The sequence below is a fragment of the Neobacillus phoenicis genome, from assembly GCF_047302305.1.
Taxonomy (GTDB): Bacteria; Bacillota; Bacilli; order Bacillales; family Cytobacillaceae; genus Neobacillus.
Window position 1 is genome coordinate 4309843 of the sequence record NZ_CP154847.1, and the last position, 22394, is coordinate 4332236.

The window sequence follows — 22394 nt, forward strand, 5'->3', positions numbered from 1 at the left end:
TAACCTCGTCATGATGTTTTTTTGTATACAAGTGCTAGAATATCATTTTAATTCATAGTAAACAACTGAAAAACTCAAAAAACATTATTGTTCACAAAACTGTCAAAAACTCTCAAAAACCACCAAAACACTTTAATTATTACAGTGCAAAAAGTTGTCTTTAGGACAACTTTTTAAGGATAACATTATTTAAAAACCATAGCAGCGTTAACCGCCCTTTTCCAGCCTTCGTATAATGTCTTGCGATTTTCATCTGTCATTTTTGGATTAAATTGGTGTTCAATAGCCCATTGCTTGGATATCTCCTCTTGATTATCCCAATAACCAACTGCGAGCCCTGCTAAATAGGCTGCTCCAAGTGCGGTAGTTTCATTGATGATAGGCCGTTCAACAGGAACATTTAAGATATCACTTTGGAAGGACATTAAAAAGTTATTTTTAACTGCTCCTCCATCCACTCGAAGTGTCTTTAATTCAATACGAGAATCAGCTTCCATCGCTGATAAAACGTCTTTTGTCTGATAGGCTAAGGATTCTAGTGTAGCTCGGACAAAATGCTCTTTTGATGTTCCTCGTGTTAATCCAAATACTGCTCCTCGAACATCACTATCCCAGTATGGAGTACCTAGACCAACAAATGCTGGAACAACATATACGCCTGCCGTTGAATCCACCTTTTCTGCATAATCCTCGCTATCCTTGGCGTCCTTCAATATTCTTAGCCCGTCCCGCAGCCATTGTATGGCTGACCCAGCAACAAAGATACTTCCTTCTAGGGCATAGTCAACTTTCCCATTTAATCCCCATGCAATAGTTGTTAGTAATCCATGTTCTGATTGAACGGCTTTCTCTCCAGTATTCATTAACATAAAGCAACCGGTACCATAGGTGTTTTTAGCCATTCCTTTTTCAAAACATGCCTGCCCGAAGAGCGCTGCTTGTTGATCTCCAGCAACACCGGCAATGGGAACTTCTTTCCCAAAAAAATGATAATCGACTGTATTTGCATATATTTCAGACGATGGTCGGACTTCTGGCAGCATAGTTTTTGGCACACCTAAAATATCTAGCAGTTCTTCATCCCATTTTAGTTCAAAAATATTAAACATTAGCGTACGGGATGCATTAGAATAATCTGTAACATGCGCTAGTCCACCGGAAAGCTTCCATATTAACCATGTATCAATGGTCCCAAATAGTAATTTTCCATCATTCGCTTTTTCACGTGCATCCTTTACATTGTCTAAAATCCACTTGACCTTTGTACCTGAGAAATAAGCGTCAATTAACAAGCCCGTTTTTTCACGGAATAATTGATTGTAACCTTTTTCTCTCAGTTCATCACAAATCCCGCTCGTCTGCCTTGACTGCCAAACTATCGCATTGTAAATTGGCTCACCAGTTTCCTTATCCCACACCACAGTAGTTTCACGCTGGTTAGTTATCCCGATGCCGGCAATTTGATTAGCTTTAATTCCTGATTCAGATAACACACCCGCAATAACTGAGAGAATGGAACCCCAAATCTCGTTAGGACTATGTTCTACCCATCCTGGTTGAGGAAAATACTGAGTAAATTCCTTTTGCGCTGTATGAATGATTTCACCTTTTTTATTAAAAAGAATTGCTCTCGAACTAGTTGTCCCTTGGTCAAGGGATAATATAAATTGTTCCAATCAAACCCCTCCCCATACTCTCCCGTAGGTTAGTGTTTTTCCTTTTTATGAATTTCTTTTAATTGCTGCTTTAACTGATGAATTTCCGCCTTAATATATGACTGTTCTTGATAAGAGGACTGTACATCCCCATAACGTACTTTTTCATATATGCCTATTATTTCATCTACTCCCACTAATCCAATTCTATTCCACCATTCCTCAAGCGATTCAGACGAAAGACGACCTAATTTTAATTTATGGGCGTATTTCTCGAGATTATAAATTTCCCTTCTAATATACTCCTCCGGTGGTCTACCTCTTTTTCGTAATCCCACCATCGAGTTTGTACTAAAGAAAGCATCGAAAATCTCTATCCGTGGGGTAGAGTTACTTTCTATCGCCTGTTGTTTTAGTCTTTTCTTATAGATTAAGTAGCCAATAATCCCTACAACTACCACAACTAGAATTAAGAGTAAGAAATCTATTGAGAAGGCTTGATCTTTATATTTACCCGCTTCATATTCCATATCACTTTCGAAGGGTTTTGGCACATATTCCTCATGCCCAAAAAGGCTGATAATGTATTCCAGGCCACTTAAGAGTGGTTTAGCAATTAGAATACTAAAAAGCATGACAATAACATGTAAGATGCTGAAAAAAGCGAGTTGAACATATTTCAGTAAAAATGTAAGTACTATTCCAATAATAGAGAATCCAGCAAGGATTTTCATAAAATATACAGCAAATTTAGTTTTGTCTGTTTGAATAGAATACCATTTACCATAAAAACTACCCAATAGGGCTAGTATTATTTGCGATATTAATAGATAAATCACTGCGTCTTGAAATGGATAGTGACTCAGCGCAGAATAGATGATTGCAATCAAACCAACCATAAAAGATAACAGTAATATTACCGCTTCAGATTGTAGCGTCACATCATCATACAATGAAATTCCCCGCCAAAATATGAATAAACCTATAATTAATCCAAAAAATAGAGAATGCTCAGCTTGATGATAAATATATAACAGCAATGGAAAAATTGTTACAATATAAACCCATTTACCCTTCTCACGTATTCTTACAAGAAGGCTTGCTAAAAAAATCATACCACCCATACAAGTAAGCACCAAAAAGGAAATAGGCGGGAATTCTTTTTTATTTATATAAAATAAAAAAAGCAAAAGAATCCCTACATTACATTCCAAGACAAATCGATAGGTTATGGAAGCGACACGTTTCATCATAGGCGTACCCTTCTATCATTTTGAATGACTAATTCACTAAGAACACCATGCTCCTGTTCAATAGTAAGCTCAAGCAGCTTAGCTCCTCTTTGTACGACCCTTAAGAGCATCCGATTATCTTCTACTGTCCTGATACCTGTGTGGATAAAAAAGGGTTGTGACGTTAGATGTCTATTATAAAAAGAAAGCATATATTCATATGGAATACTTGTATTTTGAGTACTAATGGAAGCCAGCATTTCCAATGCCTTTTGGAGCTGTTCTTTTCCTTCTCCTTTTGGAAGAAATAGAAAAGGAGTACTCCCTGCCGTCCGTACATTAATACATAAGGAATAAGGAATCTGTTTGTTACATGCATAATAAGCAATCTCGGTAATTCCACTAATTAATTTCTCGATTTGACTAGTAATAGAATGGCCATTCGATACATTTAACGCAATATTCCAGCCCTTTTCGGAAATTTTTTCAAAGACTTTTGTTTGTAGCGTTTGTTTTTTTGCACTCGCTTTCCAATGAATTCGATTAAAGCTATCCGAAGATACATAATCCCTTGTTCCCAAAGGACCTAGGCGATCTTCATAAACTGAAAAAGGAACCGCATTTACACCTTGTAGAACAGACAACTTCTCTATTAACCCTTTTACAGGAATAGGTTGGGGATAGACCACGGCTTGTTGCCTTAAGAACGTTTTTGATTCCAAAATGATTTCTCCGAATCCTAAAAGACTTGGTACATGAAATTCAAGCTTACGAATTCTGGCAATTCCCCTTCTACTAGCTCCGAAAGGAATGACTACCTGTTTTGTTTGTTTGCTAAAAATAGAAAACGGAATTGAAATATCATACATGGACGAATTAGATTCAATTTCTTCACCCTTTGGAACCACAAAATGATCAAAGTAGACTCTTAGATCACCCTTTAAGATAGGAAGCCCCTCATTCTTAAAAATGAATGACCATTGTCCATTATCCTCGATAAAAAAATGTTTTTTTTCATAAATATTATCTAAATAAAGCTTATCACCTGCTTTTTTTAGATAATAATTATTAGCGACCACAATGACTAGGAAAAATATAGCTAAGAAAAGGACTAATTTCGACTCCATATATATGCTGACAAAGATAAGGAGTATGGCAAAAATACTAATACCCGGAATCTTTCGGTCTTCTACCGAATATTTACTCCAAGTCATTCATTTGCCCCCACTTCTACTGGTACAGGAACTGAGCGGATGATTTCTTCAATAATAGTTTCAGGAGTTTTAGTTAAGGAGCTCTCAATTGATAAAAAGATCCTATGTCCTATAACATACGGAGCTACCGTTTTTACATCATCAGGGGTAACATATGTACGGCCATTCAAAAATGCTTTTCCTTGAGATGCTTTCATTAAGGCCAACGTTCCTCTTGGGCTCACTCCTAATTCAATACTGTTATGTTCCCGCGTTTTCCTTACTACAGTCAACAGATAATCCTCCATCTCATCTGAAATGTAAATGTCGTTGATGGCTCCCTTTAATTGTTCTATTTCTTGTGTAGAAAAGACTTGAGCAATCGTGCTCATTTTTTTATCCCCTCGATGAATTTGCATGATTCTCTTTTCATCCTCGTAAATTGGATAATCTACATTAATTTTAATGAAAAATCGGTCCATTTGAGCAACGGGCAGCGAAAAAGTCCCCTGCTGTGATTCAACGGGATTTTGTGTGGCAATTACCATGAAGGGTTCCATTAATTTAACCGTTTCCCCATCAATTGTTACTTGTCTTTCTTCCATTACTTCTAATAAACTGGACTGTGTTCTTGGTGTGGCCCTGTTGATTTCATCAGCTAAAACGATGTTGGCCATAATTGGACCTGGGCGTAATTCAAATTCCTGCCGCTTCGGATTAAAAAACTGAATTCCTGTAACATCACTTGGAAGGACATCGGGAGTAAATTGAATGCGCGAAAACTCCCCTCCAGTAGCAGTTGCAAAGCTCTTGGCAAGCATGGTTTTCCCTGTCCCGGGAACACTTTCAAGTAATATATGTCCATTAAATAATAAAGAAATTGCCATTAATTCTATTTCCGTATCCTTTCCGACAATCACTTTACTAATTTCTCGTTTTAATTCCGTAATTTTTTCTGTAAGAACCACTCTCTCATCCCCTTAGACGTGTAAATTATTTTGTAGTCTTATTTATTTTATCAAATTTTTCAATTTTTCCAAATATAAACAAAAAACCGCCCTAATAAAGCGGTTTGTTTCTACTATTAACTTCTTGGTTCTTTAAGGTACTGGTATAGCACATCTCCCCCTCGCTGACCAATTCCGCGGAAATGTTTGAAATCTTTTCTTTTTACAAGAACCTGGCGAAACTCCATAAAATCCTCATTCTTCACGTAATACTCTGATAGTTCACCTGTCATAAGTCTATTTAGAATGTCGGTTACATACTCTTCGTTCATTTCATAACACCACCTTTTTTACTATATATTTTAACGTATATTCCTTTATTAAAGTCAAATATCGCTTTCTTCTATTCTACTTATGGTAGCGTTTTCTATTCTTTTTTCAGATTTACTGAAATATTCATAGATAATTAACCAAATTGTCAAATAAAAGCCTTTACGAATTCCGAAAAGTAGTGCAAACTGGTATTTAACTGGTTTTATTATAGTTTTGTAGTAAAGGAGAGAGACTAAATGAAAAAAGCAGAAGTTGGGAATATCATAGAATTCCGTGGTGGTTTGCAAGGGATTGTTGAAAAGGTAAATGAAAATTCTGTAATAGTCGACCTAACATATATGGATAATTATCGTGATTTAGAATTGGATCAACGTACGGTTGTCAACCATAAAAACTATAAGGTAGTAAAAGAAAGCGCTTATTAATGGAATAATTTATTAGAAAAGGCAGTTTATCCTGCCTTTTCTTTTTTTATGAATCCCTTATTCTTTTCCCTTCCCTGCTTCGTTGGCAAGGTTTTTGAACGATTTTACTTTCCCATGTGGGTTTTGATCCTGTTTTCTAACTGTCCATTCCCGCTCTTGCTCACTTTTTGATTTGCTCATCCCTATCACTCCTTTCTAGGTTATTTTTTTCCTTTTTTTCTCTTCTTATCAGTCATTTTTGTGAATTCATTCATGTAAACATTTCCTTTGAAAATCATTTTTGATACAATAACTTTTATTGACTCTTAAAGGAGATGCACTAATGAAAAAAAACAACCTAGACATACGGCTTATTGTCGGGTTACTTGTTGCCCATATTCTCATCAGCTTTTCATTTCATGATAAAACCATATTTTGGTATATATTTTCCGGCTCCTTGCTCGTGTTAATTGCCTATGCTACTCTCCAAGGTGAAGTAGATGATGAAGTCCCGTTAATTAAGTACTTCTTTTTAGGCGCTGTAAGTGGAGTTGTCCTCTATTTCGTTTTTTGGTTGGGTATTCAAGCAATGGAGTTACTTCACCTTCCATACAAAAGTGGTCTAAATAAATTGTACAAGTTGTATGCACCTTCGTTATTTTGGCAATACATTGCTTTAATATTAGTTGCTGCACCTGGAGAAGAGCTTTTCTGGCGTGGATTCATTCAGAAAAACATAATGAAATATTTTCCCCCATTAGTAAGTATTGTAATAGCTGCATTACTTTACGCCTCTGTTCACATTTATTCTGGTTCTTTTTTATTAGTTTTAGCTGCTTTTCTATCAGGTCTAACCTGGGGATTCCTCTATTACTGGAAAAAAAGCATGCCGCTTGTCATTGTTTCACATCTCATTTTCGATATCATGATTTTTATTATTTTACCGCTTCAATAATGTAAAAGAGGCTGACTTTGGAGTCAGCCTCTTTTACTTTTTTCAGTTGGTGTAAAAGGTTTCATCCAAAGTAAAACAAAAAATGTCATACAAATATATCCAAATAAAGGATATAAATACGATAAAAGAGTTCCATAATTCACAAGGCTGATAAGATAGGAAACGACAAAAATAGCCGTAACCGATACCATTGTTGGGATGGCCATATATTGTTTCAGCTGTCGATCAAGACCGAAAACATTCCCAATAACAGAAGTGAAGATCTCTCCATAAATGACAAGGACAAAAACGCCATAGAGAAATGGTGCTAAATTTTTCATAATAATGGCCATTGGAATTTCATATAATTCAAGATTTGGAAGCATAATTAATGTTGAATGACTGGCAATTAAGATCAGAGTCAAGGCCATTCCCCCAAGAATCCCCCCCCATTTAATTGTCCAATCATCTTTTATCTCTGATGCAATCGGTACTAGGACTGCTTGAGCTAAGCCAAGATTCAAGGCAGTATACGAAAACGGTGCCACGACACTTTTCCATCCATCTTCTGCATGAGGTATAAATAATAATTGATCCAAAAAATTAGGCATTTGAATGGAATAAGACATTAATATGAGACTAAAACAAATCATCAGTGGAACCACAAAACTATTCACTGCAAAAAGCCCCTTAGTTCCAATTAACATAACAATAATGGATAATCCGATCGTCAGAAACACACCCAGGTTTTTTGTAAGGCCTAGCTGCTCTTCAAAAACAGCACCAGCACCAGCAAGCATTACTGCACTTACCCCTAAAAGCATAAAGAGCATAAATATATTAATAACCCTACCCGGCCATTTGCCAAACAAGTACTCATTAAACTCTTGATATGATTTTGCGTTTATTTGTGCAGCAATTCTCATAAGCTTAGACCCCAATGCAATAAAGAGATAGCCGCTCATCAATATACTAATAAAGCCAAAGAATCCAAACCGTGAAAAGAACTCAACGATTTCCTTTCCTGTGGCGAATCCTGCTCCAATCACTGTTCCAACATAGACTGCCGCAATTTGAAAGGCTGCTGGCCAATTCTTCCTCACATCATCTCCCCCTTATCATCAATATATGAATGAAGGGACAAACAAAGACGAGCTTTTTTCTGTAATTGGTAACCATTTCTATAAACAAATCACTTGAAAGTCAAAAAAGGTCAGAGTATACTATGGTCATAAAGTCAAAGATAGTCAAAGTCAAACTTTGATTTTATTATTATTTCTATGTTAAAGCATTGTGATGTTTTACACACCTGTTGATAGGAGCGGAAGGCACGAAGACTCCTGTGGGAGTACGGTTCAGGGGAGACCCCACAGGCGTAAGCGCCGAGGAGGCTCTCCGAAACGCCCACGAACCGCTCGTGCCTGGAGCGGAAATCAACAGACAATTTTAATATATATAAAATTCACATACCTTTAAGGAGGTTATTTGCTTATGCTTTGTCAAAAATGTAATGTAAACCATGCAAATGTACAGTTAAATATGAATATCAATGGCCATCGTAAGGAAATAAAACTCTGTCAGGAATGCTATTTGAAGGAAAAGCAAACCTTGGGTTCTAGTTTGGGTTCACATATGAACTCTTTCCCTGGCTTTCCTTTTGAAAATTTGTTTATGAGTAACCACGTTCCACAGGATTATCAAATCAATGAACCATATACAACTCAACAAAAAGCTTCACATGGTGGATTTATCGATCAATTCGGTCGTAATCTAAGCAACATGGCGAAAGCAGGTCTTATAGACCCTGTTATCGGTCGAGATGAAGAAGTGAAACGTGTCATTGAAATTCTAAACAGAAGAAACAAAAACAACCCAGTATTGATCGGTGAACCAGGTGTAGGAAAAACAGCTATTGCAGAAGGTCTTGCCCTTAAGATTTCAGAAGGAGCGGTACCAGGAAAACTGAAGAATAAAGAGGTCTATCTATTAGATGTAGCCTCCCTCGTTTCTAATACTGGAATTCGTGGTCAGTTTGAAGAACGAATGAAAAAATTAATTTCTGAATTACAGGAACGTAAAAATATTATTCTTTTTATCGATGAAATTCATCTACTAGTTGGTGCCGGTTCTGCAGAAGGCTCAATGGATGCCGGAAATATTTTAAAACCTGCATTAGCACGTGGGGAATTACAAGTAGTTGGGGCAACAACCCTCAAAGAATATCGTCAGATTGAAAAGGATTCAGCCCTAGAACGCCGCTTCCAACCGGTGCATGTTCTTGAACCAACGCCGGAGGCAGCTATTGAAATTCTTAAAGGAATCCAAAAGAAGTATGAGGATTATCATGAAGTGGTATATTCTGATGAAGCCATCCATGCCTGTGTCCAATTGTCACAGCGCTATATTCAAGACCGCTACTTACCAGATAAGGCCATCGATTTACTTGATGAAGCTGGTTCAAAATTAAATTTAAACGCTGATTATAGAAGCACTGAACAAATTGAGTCCCGCTTAAAAGAGATTGCAGCTGCCAAGGAAGAAGCACTTAAAAAGGAACAATATGAAGCTGCAGCTAAACTCCGTGACGAAGAGGCACAGCTTGAGAAATCATTAAATACGGATACAAGCTCTGAAAGACCTGTTGTTCAGGTTTCACATATTCAAGAAATTATTGAACAAAAAACTGGGATTCCAGTAGGAAAACTGCAACAAGAAGAACAGTGTAAGATGATGGATTTGGAAGCAAATTTAAATCATAAAGTCATTGGGCAGGAAAAGGCTGTAAAAAAAGTAGCAAAAGCGATTAGACGCAGTCGTGCTGGCTTAAAGTCAAAGAATCGTCCGATTGGCTCCTTTCTCTTTGTTGGTCCTACTGGTGTCGGAAAAACAGAGCTTTCAAAAACACTTGCTGAAGAACTATTTGGTACGAAAGATGCCATGATTCGTCTGGATATGAGTGAATACATGGAAAAGCATAGTGTATCAAAATTAATTGGTTCACCTCCTGGTTATGTGGGTCACGATGAGGCAGGACAGCTTACCGAAAAAGTGCGCAGAAATCCTTACAGTATTATTTTGTTAGATGAAATTGAAAAGGCACATCCTGATGTTCAACATATGTTCCTGCAAATTCTTGAAGATGGCCGTCTTACAGATAGCCAAGGAAGAATAGTAAGCTTTAAGGATACAGTCATTATCATGACAAGTAATGCGGGGGTCGGTCATAAATCAATCCACGTTGGTTTTAGTACGAATGAAGCAGTTGAAGAGGCCAATATCCTTGACTCATTGGGCAGCTTCTTTAAACCGGAATTCCTAAATCGCTTTGATAATATCATTGAATTTAACGCATTGGACAAAGAAAATATCTTATATATCGTTGATTTAATGATAAATGAATTACAAGAAACCTTAGCCGAACAAAATATTGAGTTACACATTACGCCAGAAGCTAAAGAAAAGCTAGCTGATCTTGGTTACCACCCTGCTTTCGGTGCACGACCACTCCGCAGGGTCATCCAGGAACAACTCGAAGATACCATTGCTGACTTTATCTTAGAGCAACCAGATGCTAATAAGTTACATGCCATTTTAGAAGATGGGCAATTAAAAGTCGTTTCTGAAGTGGTTTCAGTTCAATAAAAAGGTGAAAGAGGCTGACTCAGTCAGCCTCTTTCATTTATTTCTTATAGTTTTGTATCCTCAATAGAATTGAGCCAATTCTCAATCTCACCAACTACTGATTCTACACAGCCGTTTTCAAATGGAGAAATGAGGTTTGCGGCTTTCACTAACTTAGTAAATGACATACTTCCACCAAGCTTACATAGATTCACATAATCGTTCCAAGCCTCTTCTTGATTTTCTCTTGAACGTTTCCAAAATTGGAAGGCACAAATTTGTGCAAGCGTGTAATCAATATAATAAAATGGCGAATTGTATATATGACTTTGACGCTGCCAGAAACCACCGTTTTCTAAGTATTCATTCCCATCATAATCCTTATGGGGTAAGTATTTTTTCTCAATCTCACGCCACTGGAGATTACGTTCCTTCGGTGTTGCTGTAGGATTTTCATATACCCAATGCTGGTACTCATCCACGGAGACTCCATAAGGAAGGAATAGTAGGGCCTCGCTTAAATGCGAGAACTTATACTTATCTGTGTCCTCCTTGAAGAAAAGCTCCATCCAAGGCCATGTGAAGAATTCCATACTCATGGAATGAATTTCACATGCTTCATAGGTTGGCCAATAGTATTCTGGAATTTCAAAGTGACGGCTAGAGTATACTTGGAAAGCATGCCCCGCTTCATGTGTTAATACATCGATGTCGCCAGATGTTCCATTAAAATTTGAAAAAATAAATGGCGCTTTATTGTTTTCAATAAATGTACAATAACCGCCCGCAGCTTTTCCTTTTTTTGCCACTAGATCCATAAGGTTATTATCTTGCATAAAACGGAAAAACGCTCCTGTTTCCTCTGAAAGTTCTTCGTACATTTTCTGTCCGTTTTCAATAATCCATTCCGGACTGCCTTTTGGAACAGCATTTCCTGTCTTAAAAATAAATCCCTCATCATAGTATTTCAATTGGTCTAATCCAATTCTCTCTTGCTGACGAGCTTTTAGTTTTGTAGCTATTGGAACAATAAAATCCTTCACCTGCTGACGGAAATTCGCTACCATTTCTGCATTGTAGTCTGTTCTCATCATTCGATAATAAGCTAACTCTACAAAGTTTCTGTACCCAAGCTTCTCGGCAATCTCTGTTCTTACTTTTACAAGCTCATCAAAAATCCGATCAAGCTCTGCTTGGTGTTCAGCTAAGAATCCAAACCTTGCCTCATTTGCCCGTTTTCTCATATCCCTATCAGTCGACTCAGTAAACGGTTGTAATTGTGTTAAGGTTCTCTCTTCACCTTCGAAATCAATCTTAGCTGATGCAATTAGCTTTGTATATTCTGTTGACAAACGATTTTCTTTTTGAAGTAATGGGACAATCTCCGGCTTAAATGTCTTAAGCTGACCCTCTGCCAGAGCAAAAAGCTGCTTGCCCCACTTTTCTTCTAACTCATGGCGGAATGTTGATTCTACCAATGCTTGATAATACTTTGTAGCTAGACCTTCAATTTCAGGCTGAATTTCATCCATATAATCTTGTTCTTTCTTATAAAACTCATCGTTTGTATCAATAGAATGACGAATGTAACATAAGTTGAACATGGTACCAAGGTCATTTCTAAGCGCGTTAATTTCGTGCATAACCCCACTTTGTTCTTCGACTGAAGCAGCATTTTTAAAACGCTCCAGTAATGCAACAAATTTAACCGATACTTCATCTAGATTTGGACGTACATATGTATAGTTTTCAAAGCTCATTAAACATCCCCCTATCTTCGTTTCTACCTTATAATTCTTCGACACTCTACCATCATATTCCTTTTACAAAAAAAATACGACCTTTTGGCCGTATTAAAATTTACCTGCAGGTATACCTAATTTTTTTAATAGATCAATCGCTTCCGACTTTTCCGAATCAGTTAGACTCGACATGAGCTGATCAATTTGCTTTGCATGTTCAGGAAAAATATCTTGAATAAAAGCTCTACCATCATCCGTAATTTGAGCATATGTTACTCTACGATCCTTAGGACACGCAATTCTTTTTAACATCCCTTTTTGCTCCAGCTTATCCACTACGTAAGTAATACTGCCGCTAGCTAGCAAAATTTTCCCGCCAATTTGCTGCATGGGCTGGTCTCCTTTATGATAAAGAAGCTCTAATACTGCAAATTCTGTAGGGTTTAAACCGCTTGCTTGAATCACTTTATTCACATGTTCATTAATCGCTTTATATGCTCTTGATAGGACAATAAATAACTTTAATGACTTAGCTACTGAATCATTCTCCATAAGAACTCATCCTTTAGATTTGTTTTAAAAATTATCTTGATTTCAAAATTATTATAAAAAAATTTTATTATGATGTCAATTTTCCAATTAAAAAACGAGACACTATCCGGTCCCGTTTACTTTATTTTTACTATTGTTTCGTTTTGAATAATTCTTTGCTGTATCTCGTTAATCATTTGATTTAATCGTTCGTTTCTGTCTTCTGGTGCAATCTTTTTTTGAAATACAGAATAAAGAGTAATATCCCTTAGCTTTAAGAAGAGAGGTAAATGCTCCTCCCAATTTTCAGGCATTGTATTACACTCTTTATATCCTTCAATAAAATATGTAAGGAAATTACAAGCGAATTCTGTCTTTTCTAGTTCATCCGCATTCTGCATACCATTAAGAATAGAATAATAAAGTGGAATGGCAATATCCGATACAAACCAATGGTAGCTGCAATCATCAAAATCAAACACATGGACATTCTTGCCATCATAAAAGAAATTACCGGAATGGATATCAGTATGGATTAAACCAAAGTTATCCTTCGTTTGAGGAAGTTCCCTTAGCTCTTCCAATAGTTCATTTGTATTATTAATAATTTCCGGTTCGTCTGGAAAATACGCTTTAACATCAATGAGTTCTTCCTCATGCCAAAAAGGACGTAATTTCATCCCTTTTTTCGGCTGATACTCCTTCGTTACAGCATGCATATGTCCCGTTACTCTACCCCAAGCATAAAATAATTCATTATTGTATTGCTCAGAATTGATTTTAACAGGAAATCCCTCTGCTTTGGTGTAAAGACAAGCATAAAAACAGGACCCATCCGCTGCCTCAAGGGATTCTATTAATTGTCCCTTTTTGGAAAGAAATACTTTTGGACAATGAACACCATGTTCGTTCAAGTAGTTCATCCAATCTAACTCTGATTCTATTTCATCCTGGTTTCGATGCGAGCTATGGGTAATCCTTAAAACCAATGTCTGATCATTTCTGTATACCTCAAACACATAATTCTCAAAGTCACCCAATTTCTTTACTCTTGATTCTAATTCAAACCTTGTTAAGAATTGATTTAATACTTCTTGAGTAAATAAACCTTCAACTGACTTTTCCATAAATCCCCCTATGAAACAATTATTCTTTCATTATAGTTTAAAAATTCCGAAATTAAAAATAAATATTTCTTATTTCTGGCAATCGGTAGTAAGATATGGATAGAAAACTATTTGCATTTTTTACAAAGAAGGGATGTCAATGAGTCAGCAAGCTGCTTTACCTGTTAAAACCCCAAAAACCTCAGAGTCTACCATATTTAAAATTCTCTTTATCATCGGGCTATGTCATTTATTAAATGATGCGATTCAAGCTGTTGTACCCGCTATGTTCCCAATATTAGAGAAGTCGATGGGGTTAAGCTTTACCCAACTAGGGATCATTGCTTTTTCATTAAATATGGTCTCCTCTGTTATGCAGCCACTAGTTGGGTTCTTTACTGACAAAAAGCCTATGCCATATGCCTTGCCAATAGGACTTACTTTTACTCTAGTTGGAATACTTGGATTAGGATTTGCTTCCGATTTTGCATGGATTGTCTTAGCCGTTGTCTTGATTGGCCTCGGTTCAGCCGTGTTTCACCCTGAAGGCTCTAGGGTTGCCTATATGGCTGCAGGGAATCGCAGAGGTCTTGCACAATCCATTTACCAAGTCGGTGGAAATACTGGTCAGGCATTGGCCCCACTTATTACAGCACTTATCCTAGTTCCACTGGGACAGAGGGGTGCATCTTGGTTTACCTTTGTTGCTGCTCTTGCTGTAATTTTATTAATTTATATTGCAGGTTGGTATAATCAGAGATTAAATCATTCGCCTAGAACTGCAAAAGCAAAAAGAACAGGTATGAACCAAAAAGTGGGATTATCTAAAGAAGTCAAAAATACAATCGTCTTTATCTTATTACTAATATTTGCCAGGACTTGGTACACATCCGGAATGACCAATTTCTATACATTTTATGCAATAAAGGAGTATGGACTTACCATTAAACAGTCTCAGCTTTTCTTATTTGCCTTTCTTGTATCGGGAGCAATCGGTACATTCTTTGGTGGTCCGCTTTCTGACCGTTTTGGCAAAAAACAGATTATTTCCTTTTCGATGCTAGCAACTGTTCCTTTTTCGTTCCTCATACCTTATGTACCACCAACGATTGCCTTTATCTTTTTGATCTTTACCGGATTTATTTTGATGACTAGTTTTTCTGTAACGGTTGTCTATGCACAAGAATTAGTTCCTGGAAAGATTGGGACAATGTCTGGATTAACTGTAGGACTTGCATTTGGCATGGGGGCAATTGGTTCTGTGGGGTTAGGATCCATTGCTGACTGGATTGGTTTACACTCAATGATTACATGGCTAGGGGTACTCCCCTTACTCGGTTTAATCGCCTTTTTGCTTCCATCTGATCAGAAAGTGTGGGAATGGAATCAAATAAAGTAAGGATAGGCTAATGCCTATCCTTACTTTATTTCTTGTATTCTTTTATATAATTCAGCTTTTTCTTCATCTGTAAGCATTCTTTCTGCCATAGGGAATAGTACATTTTCTTCTTTAGAGAAATGCTCGGTTAAGATAAAATAGGCATTTTGGATTAATTCAGCTAACCTTTTCTTTTCTTCAGTTGATGCTTCAGTAACTTCTGCATTTGACAGGAATGAACCAATATTGGCCTTCGCTTGATCATGTTCATACTCCATTACCGCTATAGGTCCTGAGGTTGTTCCAATATAGGTTCCCATCATTGGGAAAAGAACGCCTTCTTCTCTTTCTGAATGTGGGTCTAAAGCGGCCTTAAAGGCTTTGACTTGCTCAATTAATTCAATAAAATCTTCTTCAACATTCAATTCTTGGTCAATATTTTGTGTTAAAGTATATAGCTTCTCTAATTGTTCTAATAATGGAGGATGTTCACTTTTAAGTTGTTTTAATCCTTCACTTAATTCAGCATGGGGCATACCGCCAAACCCACTCATGCAACCACTCATGATCATTCACCTCTAATATAATTTGTGTCCTAAGTATAAAACTTACTATGAAATAATGTAGTGATAGAGGTCACTTTTCTTTAAAAGACGAAAGGATGCCGTATTTTTGTCATTTTTATGAAACCGCTTTAATTTTTTTGAAAATTTAACATTTATTACACAAAAATTGTTTGAAAGTTTCATATAATGAAGATAGAACATGAAAGGGAGGTCAAAAACACATGAAAACCCCAAATTACCATGACTTTTACCAAAAGGCTTTAATCCCAATAGGTTTTAACGATTTAATGACTCTAAAGGAATCCGATGCTTCTATCCCTAATTCTCCTTATACACATTGGCTTATTGCTGTTGAAGGGGTACAACTCCCACAGCCTACCATTTACTATAACTGGAAAGTTAGCATATATCCGGCTGATAGTGACGGTGATTTCAATTGGAGAAAGCCATATTATTGTTCAGCGAATATGGAGTTAATGGATCATGCAAACAAACTAGCTGCTTCATTCGTTGCTTCAGGAAAAAAAGATGAGCTATCCTCCTCAACCCTACTAGAGAAAATTAGCTAAGCCTCTAACATACCAACCTTCTGCTTTACCTCTTTTTTATCCTCACTTGTGAAAAAACCTACATATAGTGATATTTAATATTTTTTTATATTAGTCTGTGTTAAACATGAATGTTGATTTCCGCTCCAGGCGCGAGCGGTTCGCGGGCGTGCCGGGGAGCCTCCTCGTCGCTTGCGCTCCTGCGTGGTCTCCCCTGCCCCGTACTCCCGCAGGAGTCTTCGCGCCCTCCACTCCAATCAACATTGACTATGAAAACAACATTAACCTTTAACACAGCCTTATATCAAAAAAAGTGTTGTTCACGGCAGAGCGCGAACAACACTTTTTCTATTATTCTATGCAAGTCTAAACACTATTCCATGTCCACCCTTTGGATACTCCCATTTGATGTTCTGGTACGGACAGCCAATCCGGCAGCTTCCGCATTCATGGCAGCCTTCGTAGCCAACCTGCATTCTTGTTCCTTCCCACTTATACACCTCAGCTGGGCAAAATACTGTACAAAGTTTATCGGGACATTGGGTCATACATACATCATGATCAAGCACAGTCAAATGAGACTTCGTGTCACACTTAAAACGGAGAAGATACTGTTTTTCTTCAATATTCTTCGTTGACATTATTTCACCGCCTTCCAAGCACGATAAATATCTTGCAACACTCGAAATGTTCCTTTTTCAGCTGTAACACTCTTCATAATTTGCTTTTGCTTTTCTCGTTTTGGTGTTCCATCTACTGTAAAGAATTTGCTCATAGCCTTATTCATCATTGGAACATACTCATTGAAGTATTGTGGATACTTTTCAAATGTATGTGCAGCATCTTTATATTTCTCTAAGTCTTTTATAATAAAGCTATCATATAACTTCTCACGGTAGAGATTTAAGCTGGACTCCGAATAATCGCCCCGATGTTTCGCCTCAATTACCGTTTCAGCTGCTAGTAAACCAGAATGCATGGCCATATTCGAACCTTCACGGTGGATAGCATTAACAAGCTGAGCAGCATCACCGATCACAACTACTCCATTTCCAGCAACCTTAGGAACCGAACGATAACCGCCTTCTGGAATGAGATGGGCAAGATACTCTGCAGATTCTCCACCCGCAATTAATGGTTTTACCATTGGGTGAGTTTTCAAGTAATCAAGCAGCTCATACGGCTTTAATTTTGCTTTAATCATACTGGAAAGAGTAGTACCTACCCCAATATTAATACTTTCTTTATTTGTGTAAATAAAAGCTGTTCCGAGGTTACCTTTTGTTGAATCCCCAAAGATCTCTATGGTACAGCCTTGGTTATCTTCCAGATTAAACCTATCATTAATCTTTTCTTTAGATAAATTCACCACTTCCATTACAGTCAAAGCCACTTCATCTGGTCGAAATTCTTTATGGAAGCCTAACTGTTTAGATAAGAGTGAGTTTACTCCGTCCGCAAGTACTACGACATCGGCGTATACTTCTCCATCTGGCCGGTCCGTTCGCACACCTACTACCTTGCCATTTTCAACAATACATTCTGTAACAACAGTTTCGTTGATTAGAAGCGCTCCAGCCTCGACTGCTTTTTGCGCAAACCACTGGTCAAACTGTGCTCTCAAAACAGTGAAGTTATTATAAGGTTCCACGGCCCACTCAAGACCTTTATAGCCGAAGGAAACAACTGATTCTTTATCCATCATCCAAAAACGCTGTTCAATCACTGGTCTCTCAAGAGGTGCTTCCTTCCAAAACTCAGGAATTAACTCTTCCATTTGCTTTCGATATAACACTCCACCCATTACGTTTTTGGCACCTGGGTATTCTCCTCTTTCGATAAGCAAAACGTTTAATCCATTTCTCGCACAAGTCAGAGCACAGGAGGTACCTGCAGGACCCGCACCAACGACAATCACATCAAATTTCTCAGGCATAGCTTACAACACCGCCTTTTTCTGATCTGAGCTGCTTAAATTGCTCGATTAGTTTAGGTAGAACTTCCAATGCATCTCCTACAATTCCATATGTTGCAACATCAAAAATTGGTGCATTTGGATCTTTGTTGATAGCGACGATGAACTCGGAGTTCTTCATACCAACTACATGTTGAATCGCTCCTGAAATACCAATAGCAAAATAAATCTTTGGGGTCACAGTTTCTCCCGTTTGACCGACTTGCTGTTCGTGCGGTAGCCATCCAGCTTCTACAACATCACGTGTACCGCCCACACTTGCCCCAATAGTTTCTGCCAACTCATGGATCAGCTGGAAGTTTTGAAAATCTCCCATACCTTTTCCACCACATACAATGACATGTGCCTCTGCTAAATTAGCTTTTTTTGTTACGTCATTCACAATTTGGAGTACTTTTGTCCGCATATCTTCTTCTTGCAGTGAAATTTTTTCTTCAATGACTTTACCAAGACGGCCTGCATCTGGGTCTAATGCCTTCATTACTTTTGGTCTAACAGTGGCCATTTGCGGTTGATGTTTTTTACATAGGATGGTAGCCATAATATTTCCACCAAATGCTGGTCTGCTTGCTTCTAGCAATCTATTATCAGTATCCACATCCAACATCGTTGTGTCCGCCGTTAAGCCTGTAGATAAATCGGTTGCGACCGCACTTGCTAAATCCTTTCCATTTGGTGTTGCTCCGTAAAGGATAATCTCTGGCATATATTTTTGAGCCAGCAGCATTACACCCTTCATATAAGATTCAGTCCGATAATCTTTCAATACCGGATGATCAATGACATACACCTCATCAGCACCATAGGCTATTACCTGATTGGCTAATGGATTAATTTCACTACCTAATAAGAATCCTGCTAAGGGGACTTGCAGTTTATCTGCCAGCTTTCTACCGGCACCAAGCAATTCGAGTGAAACGCCTTCTATTTTACCTTCGTTTTGTTCAATAAAGACCCAGACCCCACGATAATCGTCTAGATTCATGTAAACCCCTCCCTGCGGCAACTGATTAATCTTTGTTATTTAGATGACTGGATTGTTAACAGATCTTTTTTCTCTATTAACAATTCCATGAGCTGCTTCACTTGCTCATCAGCAGTACCCTCAAGTCTTTTACCACCCTCTGGTCGTGGAGGTGTAAACATTTTTCCTACAATGGTCGGTGAACCCTTAAGTCCTAATTGAGAACGTTCAACATTCTCAAGATCACTTACTGCCCAGATAACAGGTTCATATCTTGCTGCACTAATCATGTTCGTCATTGGCGAGTAGTCGATTTCATTTATTTCTTTTTCAACTGTTAATAAGCAAGGTAGCTCAGACTGAATGAGTTCATATCCGCTGGTTAATTTTCTTTTGATTAAAATGGTCTTCTCCACTTGATTAACTTCTGTAACTTCAATTACATTTGTAACTGGTGGAATATCCATCCTTCTTGCGATTCCTGGTCCAACCTGTCCTGTATCTCCGTCAATCGCATGTTTCCCACAAATCACTAAATCTACTGGTAGATCCTTCCCGATTCTTTCCAATGCTTTAGATAAGGCATAACTTGTTGCAAGTGTATCTGCACCCGCAAAGGCACGATCAGAAATCAAATAACCTCTATCTGCACCTATTTCAATACTTTTTTTAATTACAGCCGTTGCCTGCGGTGGTCCCATTGACAAAACCGATATGGTACCTCCCGTTTTTTCCTTAATTTTCACAGCCTCTTGAACAGCATGTGCATCATAAGGATTTAAAATAGCCGGAGCACTTCGGCGGTCGAGTGTGTTTGTTTTAGGATTAATTTTAATGATTTTTGTATCAGGTACTTGTTTGACACATACGACAATGTGCATGTAGGACTTTCCCTCCTCCATATAGTCTAAGATTGGTGAAAGCGTTTGCTTCCTTTGGTTATAAAAAATGCTTTTATTAACGATAATATGAACCGTAACACAAGCATAGTACCAAACAATGATGGTTTTCTTTTTTTTCTTCCAAAAATCAATGAAACTTCGGATAAACTAAATAAGCATGACAAACTTGGGTAGATTCTAGGGAGTAGGATTAAAATAATGATAAAAGTTGAAGTAACGACAAATTGTGGTAAGATATGTAGTTAATCATGATGTGAGATTGTATAAATATAGCACTAATATAACTATATGAAATATTGGGATATAAACAATGATAAAAATCACAGTACTGTCTAAAATTGTAGATTTTATGATTATAAGGAAGGAGGAAAGAAATGAAGGGGTTATTTTTGGGAGTGTACTCTCTGCTTTATCTACTGGAGCTGGAGCGTTACTGATCTTATTTATTCATCATTCTATTACGCATCGATGGAAGGACGTATTGTTAGCCTTTAGTGCAGGTATTATGATGGCAGCATCTACTATTGGGTTGATTCCGGAGGCCCTCAAATATGGAGGATATCTATCCCTTTTTGTCGGTGTTTGGTTAGGGGTAGGGGTACTAACTCTCTTGGAGAAAAATATTCCCCACATGGACTTACAACATAATAAAAAGGGAATTCATTTCGATGAAAAAGCTTTGTTAATTATCGCTGCTATTACTTTACATAATATCCCTGAAGGTCTATCTGTTGGTGTAAGCTATGCATCTGTAGAAGGAGATACTGGAAATTTGATCGCATTAGCAATCGGTTTTCAAAATGCTCCAGAAGGCCTTCTTGTCGCTCTCTTTTTAATAAACCAGCAAATTAGTAAATGGAAGGCCTTCATCATAGCGACCTTAACAGGTGCTATTGAAATTGTTACTTCATTATTAGGGTATTTTTTAACTTCATTTGTTCAAGGCCTTGTTCCATATGGCCTATCTTTTGCGGCAGGTGCGATGTTATTTATCATTTATAAAGAATTAATTCCCGAAAGTCACGGAGACGGAAATGAGCGGGTATCAACCTATGCGTTTATCGTGGGGCTGTTAATTATGGTGTTAATAATTGATATTTTTTAATAGGACAAGTATCTTCTCAATGTATTTTAGCTGCTTTGTACCTCTCCAAATTCCATTTAGACTAATACTTTTGGCCAAATCATAATCATTTGTTTAAAAGCAATTATAACTTCTTCATTTGGTCTGGAAGCTTGTCCCATTACCCTATGGTAATCATTAATTAATTCATCAAGCTCTTGGCTATATTTAATTGTTTCCTCACTTGTATAGCCCAACGTGTTTGCACAATTTATCATTAATTCCCTTTTGACCCTTATCTGTTCTATCATTTCATTTTGATTAATACTATCCTTGTACAATGTTATCCTCCTACTCATTACCCTGTTACTGTAATTCACTAAAAAAGTTGACTACTTGAAGAATTATGACAAGAATTTCTTTAAAAGTAAATACATTCGCAAAAGTAGACAAAACATTCTATTTCTTTCGTTTTTCGACAAATTTCTTCGATTTTTTCAAGCTTTTACGACAATTGTCTCCGACCCCCGTCGATTGCATAATGACAAAATTTACCACGGAAAATTAGTAAGGAAAATGATTGAACAAGTATCTTTTTTATGAATGGATTATTAAGCTAATGATAAAAATTTTTCCAAAATACTTCCAACTCCGAAAAATGAATTCAAAATAGATAAAAAAACTGACTACATCTGTTGCAGTCAGTTTTCCTTTTTTAAAGTTCTACTTCTTCTTTTTCGTAAATGGGAACCCAGCCTTCGGTTGTAACAAAAATTCTTACTGCAACAACCTTTCTGTCTTCTTCAAGTGTAAAATAATGTCTTGTATTTTCTGGTACAGAGATCAAATCACCAGGATTTAAATGAACTTCAAAAAACTCTCCATCTTTACCTTGAATAACAAATACCCCGTGACCACTTACAATAAAACGAACTTCATCATCTGTGTGATGGTGCTCGTTTTTAAAATTAGTAAGTAATACGTCAAGATTTGGTGTGTTTTCAGATAATGAGATTACATCCTGTGCTTTATAACCACGTCTGGCAGAAATATCTGCGATTTCGGTTTCGAAAGTGTTTAAGATTTCTTCTTTTTCTTCATCGCTTAAAAGATATTTTTCTACTAACGTTGCTGGAAGCTTGCTAATATCCCAGTTTTCATAAATAACTTCCTGACTTTCTAGGAAGCTTGCAACTGCCTCCGGCTCGTGAATTTGATCTTCTTTCTTTTGAAATGTAATATATGCCATTATAAATCAGCCTCTCCTGTATAAGTATTTTAAATGTAATCTTCATTTTGA

Annotated in this window: 23 protein-coding genes; 6 read left to right on the top strand and 17 right to left on the bottom strand. The window is 37.2% G+C overall.

Features of this window, described 5'->3' with window-relative positions; translation table 11 throughout:
- Positions 1-185 precede the first annotated feature (185 nt).
- The 5 genes from glpK to AA0X95_RS22135 all read right to left on the bottom strand — a co-directional run bounded on the left by glpK (position 186) and on the right by AA0X95_RS22135 (position 5359).
- Entirely contained in the window at positions 186-1676 is a 1491-nt protein-coding gene (gene glpK, locus AA0X95_RS22115) for a glycerol kinase GlpK (protein WP_413301631.1), read from the bottom strand.
- Positions 1677-1705: 29 nt separating this feature from the next.
- Complete coding sequence (locus AA0X95_RS22120; RefSeq protein ID WP_413301633.1) at positions 1706-2908, bottom strand: hypothetical protein; 1203 nt, start codon at positions 2906-2908, stop codon at positions 1706-1708.
- Entirely contained in the window at positions 2905-4101 is a 1197-nt protein-coding gene (locus AA0X95_RS22125) for a DUF58 domain-containing protein (RefSeq protein WP_413301635.1), read from the bottom strand. Before AA0X95_RS22125 ends, AA0X95_RS22120 begins: the two co-directional genes overlap by 4 nt.
- Positions 4098-5048 (bottom strand): AAA family ATPase, encoded by a 951-nt coding sequence (locus AA0X95_RS22130; RefSeq protein ID WP_413301637.1) that lies wholly within the window; start codon positions 5046-5048, stop codon positions 4098-4100. Before AA0X95_RS22130 ends, AA0X95_RS22125 begins: the two co-directional genes overlap by 4 nt.
- Positions 5049-5164: 116 nt before the next feature.
- Complete coding sequence (locus AA0X95_RS22135; protein WP_308080359.1) at positions 5165-5359, bottom strand: hypothetical protein; 195 nt, start codon at positions 5357-5359, stop codon at positions 5165-5167.
- A 237-nt stretch (positions 5360-5596) separates the two neighbouring features.
- Here AA0X95_RS22135 and AA0X95_RS22140 point away from each other — a divergent pair, with 237 nt between their 5' ends.
- Positions 5597-5785, top strand: coding sequence for a YkvS family protein (locus AA0X95_RS22140; RefSeq protein WP_149869412.1), 189 nt, complete (start codon positions 5597-5599; stop codon positions 5783-5785).
- A gap of 57 nt (positions 5786-5842) precedes the next feature.
- Here the strand turns inward: AA0X95_RS22140 and AA0X95_RS22145 are convergent, their stop codons facing one another.
- Entirely contained in the window at positions 5843-5965 is a 123-nt protein-coding gene (locus tag AA0X95_RS22145) for a DUF6254 family protein (protein WP_413301640.1), read from the bottom strand.
- A 142-nt stretch (positions 5966-6107) separates the two neighbouring features.
- Here AA0X95_RS22145 and AA0X95_RS22150 point away from each other — a divergent pair, with 142 nt between their 5' ends.
- The gene (locus AA0X95_RS22150; RefSeq protein ID WP_413301642.1) at positions 6108-6719 is read left to right on the top strand and encodes a CPBP family intramembrane glutamic endopeptidase; all 612 of its coding nucleotides are present in this window, start codon (positions 6108-6110) and stop codon (positions 6717-6719) included.
- A 23-nt stretch (positions 6720-6742) separates the two neighbouring features.
- Here the strand turns inward: AA0X95_RS22150 and AA0X95_RS22155 are convergent, their stop codons facing one another.
- Positions 6743-7801, bottom strand: a complete 1059-nt coding sequence (locus AA0X95_RS22155; RefSeq protein WP_413301644.1) for a hypothetical protein — start codon at positions 7799-7801, stop codon at positions 6743-6745.
- Positions 7802-8189: 388 nt separating this feature from the next.
- On the opposite strand from AA0X95_RS22155, the gene AA0X95_RS22160 reads away from it, so the two are divergent.
- Positions 8190-10340, top strand: coding sequence for an AAA family ATPase (locus tag AA0X95_RS22160; protein WP_413301646.1), 2151 nt, complete (start codon positions 8190-8192; stop codon positions 10338-10340).
- A 44-nt stretch (positions 10341-10384) separates the two neighbouring features.
- On the opposite strand, the gene AA0X95_RS22165 is transcribed toward AA0X95_RS22160, so the two are convergent.
- From AA0X95_RS22165 to AA0X95_RS22175, 3 genes are all read right to left on the bottom strand, one after another.
- Positions 10385-12079, bottom strand: coding sequence for a M3 family oligoendopeptidase (locus AA0X95_RS22165; RefSeq protein WP_413301648.1), 1695 nt, complete (start codon positions 12077-12079; stop codon positions 10385-10387).
- A 93-nt stretch (positions 12080-12172) separates the two neighbouring features.
- Positions 12173-12613 (bottom strand): MarR family winged helix-turn-helix transcriptional regulator, encoded by a 441-nt coding sequence (locus AA0X95_RS22170; RefSeq protein WP_413301650.1) that lies wholly within the window; start codon positions 12611-12613, stop codon positions 12173-12175.
- A 116-nt stretch (positions 12614-12729) separates the two neighbouring features.
- Positions 12730-13719 (bottom strand): phosphotransferase enzyme family protein, encoded by a 990-nt coding sequence (locus tag AA0X95_RS22175; RefSeq protein WP_413301652.1) that lies wholly within the window; start codon positions 13717-13719, stop codon positions 12730-12732.
- Positions 13720-13858: 139 nt separating this feature from the next.
- On the opposite strand from AA0X95_RS22175, the gene AA0X95_RS22180 reads away from it, so the two are divergent.
- A complete protein-coding gene (locus AA0X95_RS22180) occupies positions 13859-15097 on the top strand; it encodes an MFS transporter (protein WP_413301654.1) in 1239 nt (412 codons plus the stop codon).
- Positions 15098-15117: 20 nt separating this feature from the next.
- Here AA0X95_RS22180 and AA0X95_RS22185 read toward each other — a convergent pair whose 3' ends face one another.
- The gene (locus tag AA0X95_RS22185; RefSeq protein ID WP_413301656.1) at positions 15118-15642 is read right to left on the bottom strand and encodes a hemerythrin domain-containing protein; all 525 of its coding nucleotides are present in this window, start codon (positions 15640-15642) and stop codon (positions 15118-15120) included.
- Positions 15643-15863: 221 nt separating this feature from the next.
- Between AA0X95_RS22185 and AA0X95_RS22190 the strand changes: the two genes are divergently transcribed.
- On the top strand, positions 15864-16211 hold the full coding sequence (locus AA0X95_RS22190; protein WP_413301658.1) for a hypothetical protein: 348 nt from the start codon (positions 15864-15866) through the stop codon (positions 16209-16211).
- Between the two features lie 335 nt (positions 16212-16546).
- Here AA0X95_RS22190 and AA0X95_RS22195 read toward each other — a convergent pair whose 3' ends face one another.
- Genes AA0X95_RS22195 through AA0X95_RS22210 form a run of 4 tightly spaced genes read right to left on the bottom strand, consistent with a single transcriptional unit; the run spans position 16547 to position 20010 of the window.
- The gene (locus AA0X95_RS22195) at positions 16547-16831 is read right to left on the bottom strand and encodes a ferredoxin family protein (RefSeq protein WP_307289207.1); all 285 of its coding nucleotides are present in this window, start codon (positions 16829-16831) and stop codon (positions 16547-16549) included.
- A complete protein-coding gene (locus AA0X95_RS22200) occupies positions 16831-18126 on the bottom strand; it encodes an FAD-dependent oxidoreductase (RefSeq protein ID WP_413301660.1) in 1296 nt (431 codons plus the stop codon). The genes AA0X95_RS22195 and AA0X95_RS22200 overlap by 1 nt, the downstream gene beginning before the upstream one ends.
- The gene (locus AA0X95_RS22205; RefSeq protein WP_413301662.1) at positions 18119-19150 is read right to left on the bottom strand and encodes an electron transfer flavoprotein subunit alpha/FixB family protein; all 1032 of its coding nucleotides are present in this window, start codon (positions 19148-19150) and stop codon (positions 18119-18121) included. The genes AA0X95_RS22200 and AA0X95_RS22205 overlap by 8 nt, the downstream gene beginning before the upstream one ends.
- Positions 19151-19185: 35 nt before the next feature.
- A complete protein-coding gene (locus AA0X95_RS22210; RefSeq protein ID WP_413301664.1) occupies positions 19186-20010 on the bottom strand; it encodes an electron transfer flavoprotein subunit beta/FixA family protein in 825 nt (274 codons plus the stop codon).
- A 370-nt stretch (positions 20011-20380) separates the two neighbouring features.
- On the opposite strand from AA0X95_RS22210, the gene AA0X95_RS22215 reads away from it, so the two are divergent.
- Positions 20381-21136 (top strand): ZIP family metal transporter, encoded by a 756-nt coding sequence (locus AA0X95_RS22215; RefSeq protein ID WP_413310168.1) that lies wholly within the window; start codon positions 20381-20383, stop codon positions 21134-21136.
- A gap of 56 nt (positions 21137-21192) precedes the next feature.
- On the opposite strand, the gene AA0X95_RS22220 is transcribed toward AA0X95_RS22215, so the two are convergent.
- The gene (locus AA0X95_RS22220; protein WP_413301666.1) at positions 21193-21435 is read right to left on the bottom strand and encodes a Spo0E family sporulation regulatory protein-aspartic acid phosphatase; all 243 of its coding nucleotides are present in this window, start codon (positions 21433-21435) and stop codon (positions 21193-21195) included.
- 374 nt (positions 21436-21809) lie between these two features.
- Positions 21810-22343 carry a 1,2-dihydroxy-3-keto-5-methylthiopentene dioxygenase gene (locus AA0X95_RS22225; RefSeq protein WP_413301668.1) on the bottom strand — a complete coding sequence of 178 codons (534 nt, stop codon included), beginning with the start codon at positions 22341-22343 and terminating at the stop codon, positions 21810-21812.
- Positions 22344-22394 lie beyond the last annotated feature (51 nt).

What these genes read in the sequence shown, in the direction of transcription:
- AA0X95_RS22215 (WP_413310168.1), top strand. Translation starts at nt 20,381, where the DNA reads ATGATTATAAGGAAGGAGGAAAGAAATGAAGGGGTTATTTTTGGGAGT.
- AA0X95_RS22150 (WP_413301642.1), top strand. Translation starts at nt 6,108, where the DNA reads ATGAAAAAAAACAACCTAGACATACGGCTTATTGTCGGGTTACTTGTT.
- AA0X95_RS22225 (WP_413301668.1), bottom strand. Translation starts at nt 22,343, where the DNA reads ATGGCATATATTACATTTCAAAAGAAAGAAGATCAAATTCACGAGCCG.
- AA0X95_RS22175 (WP_413301652.1), bottom strand. Translation starts at nt 13,719, where the DNA reads ATGGAAAAGTCAGTTGAAGGTTTATTTACTCAAGAAGTATTAAATCAA.
- AA0X95_RS22170 (WP_413301650.1), bottom strand. Translation starts at nt 12,613, where the DNA reads ATGGAGAATGATTCAGTAGCTAAGTCATTAAAGTTATTTATTGTCCTA.
- AA0X95_RS22190 (WP_413301658.1), top strand. Translation starts at nt 15,864, where the DNA reads ATGAAAACCCCAAATTACCATGACTTTTACCAAAAGGCTTTAATCCCA.
- AA0X95_RS22140 (WP_149869412.1), top strand. Translation starts at nt 5,597, where the DNA reads ATGAAAAAAGCAGAAGTTGGGAATATCATAGAATTCCGTGGTGGTTTG.
- AA0X95_RS22120 (WP_413301633.1), bottom strand. Translation starts at nt 2,908, where the DNA reads ATGATGAAACGTGTCGCTTCCATAACCTATCGATTTGTCTTGGAATGT.
- AA0X95_RS22195 (WP_307289207.1), bottom strand. Translation starts at nt 16,831, where the DNA reads ATGTCAACGAAGAATATTGAAGAAAAACAGTATCTTCTCCGTTTTAAG.
- AA0X95_RS22165 (WP_413301648.1), bottom strand. Translation starts at nt 12,079, where the DNA reads ATGAGCTTTGAAAACTATACATATGTACGTCCAAATCTAGATGAAGTA.
- AA0X95_RS22135 (WP_308080359.1), bottom strand. Translation starts at nt 5,359, where the DNA reads ATGAACGAAGAGTATGTAACCGACATTCTAAATAGACTTATGACAGGT.
- AA0X95_RS22145 (WP_413301640.1), bottom strand. Translation starts at nt 5,965, where the DNA reads ATGAGCAAATCAAAAAGTGAGCAAGAGCGGGAATGGACAGTTAGAAAA.
- AA0X95_RS22210 (WP_413301664.1), bottom strand. Translation starts at nt 20,010, where the DNA reads ATGCACATTGTCGTATGTGTCAAACAAGTACCTGATACAAAAATCATT.
- AA0X95_RS22160 (WP_413301646.1), top strand. Translation starts at nt 8,190, where the DNA reads ATGCTTTGTCAAAAATGTAATGTAAACCATGCAAATGTACAGTTAAAT.
- AA0X95_RS22205 (WP_413301662.1), bottom strand. Translation starts at nt 19,150, where the DNA reads ATGAATCTAGACGATTATCGTGGGGTCTGGGTCTTTATTGAACAAAAC.
- AA0X95_RS22125 (WP_413301635.1), bottom strand. Translation starts at nt 4,101, where the DNA reads ATGACTTGGAGTAAATATTCGGTAGAAGACCGAAAGATTCCGGGTATT.
- AA0X95_RS22180 (WP_413301654.1), top strand. Translation starts at nt 13,859, where the DNA reads ATGAGTCAGCAAGCTGCTTTACCTGTTAAAACCCCAAAAACCTCAGAG.
- AA0X95_RS22185 (WP_413301656.1), bottom strand. Translation starts at nt 15,642, where the DNA reads ATGAGTGGTTGCATGAGTGGGTTTGGCGGTATGCCCCATGCTGAATTA.
- AA0X95_RS22200 (WP_413301660.1), bottom strand. Translation starts at nt 18,126, where the DNA reads ATGCCTGAGAAATTTGATGTGATTGTCGTTGGTGCGGGTCCTGCAGGT.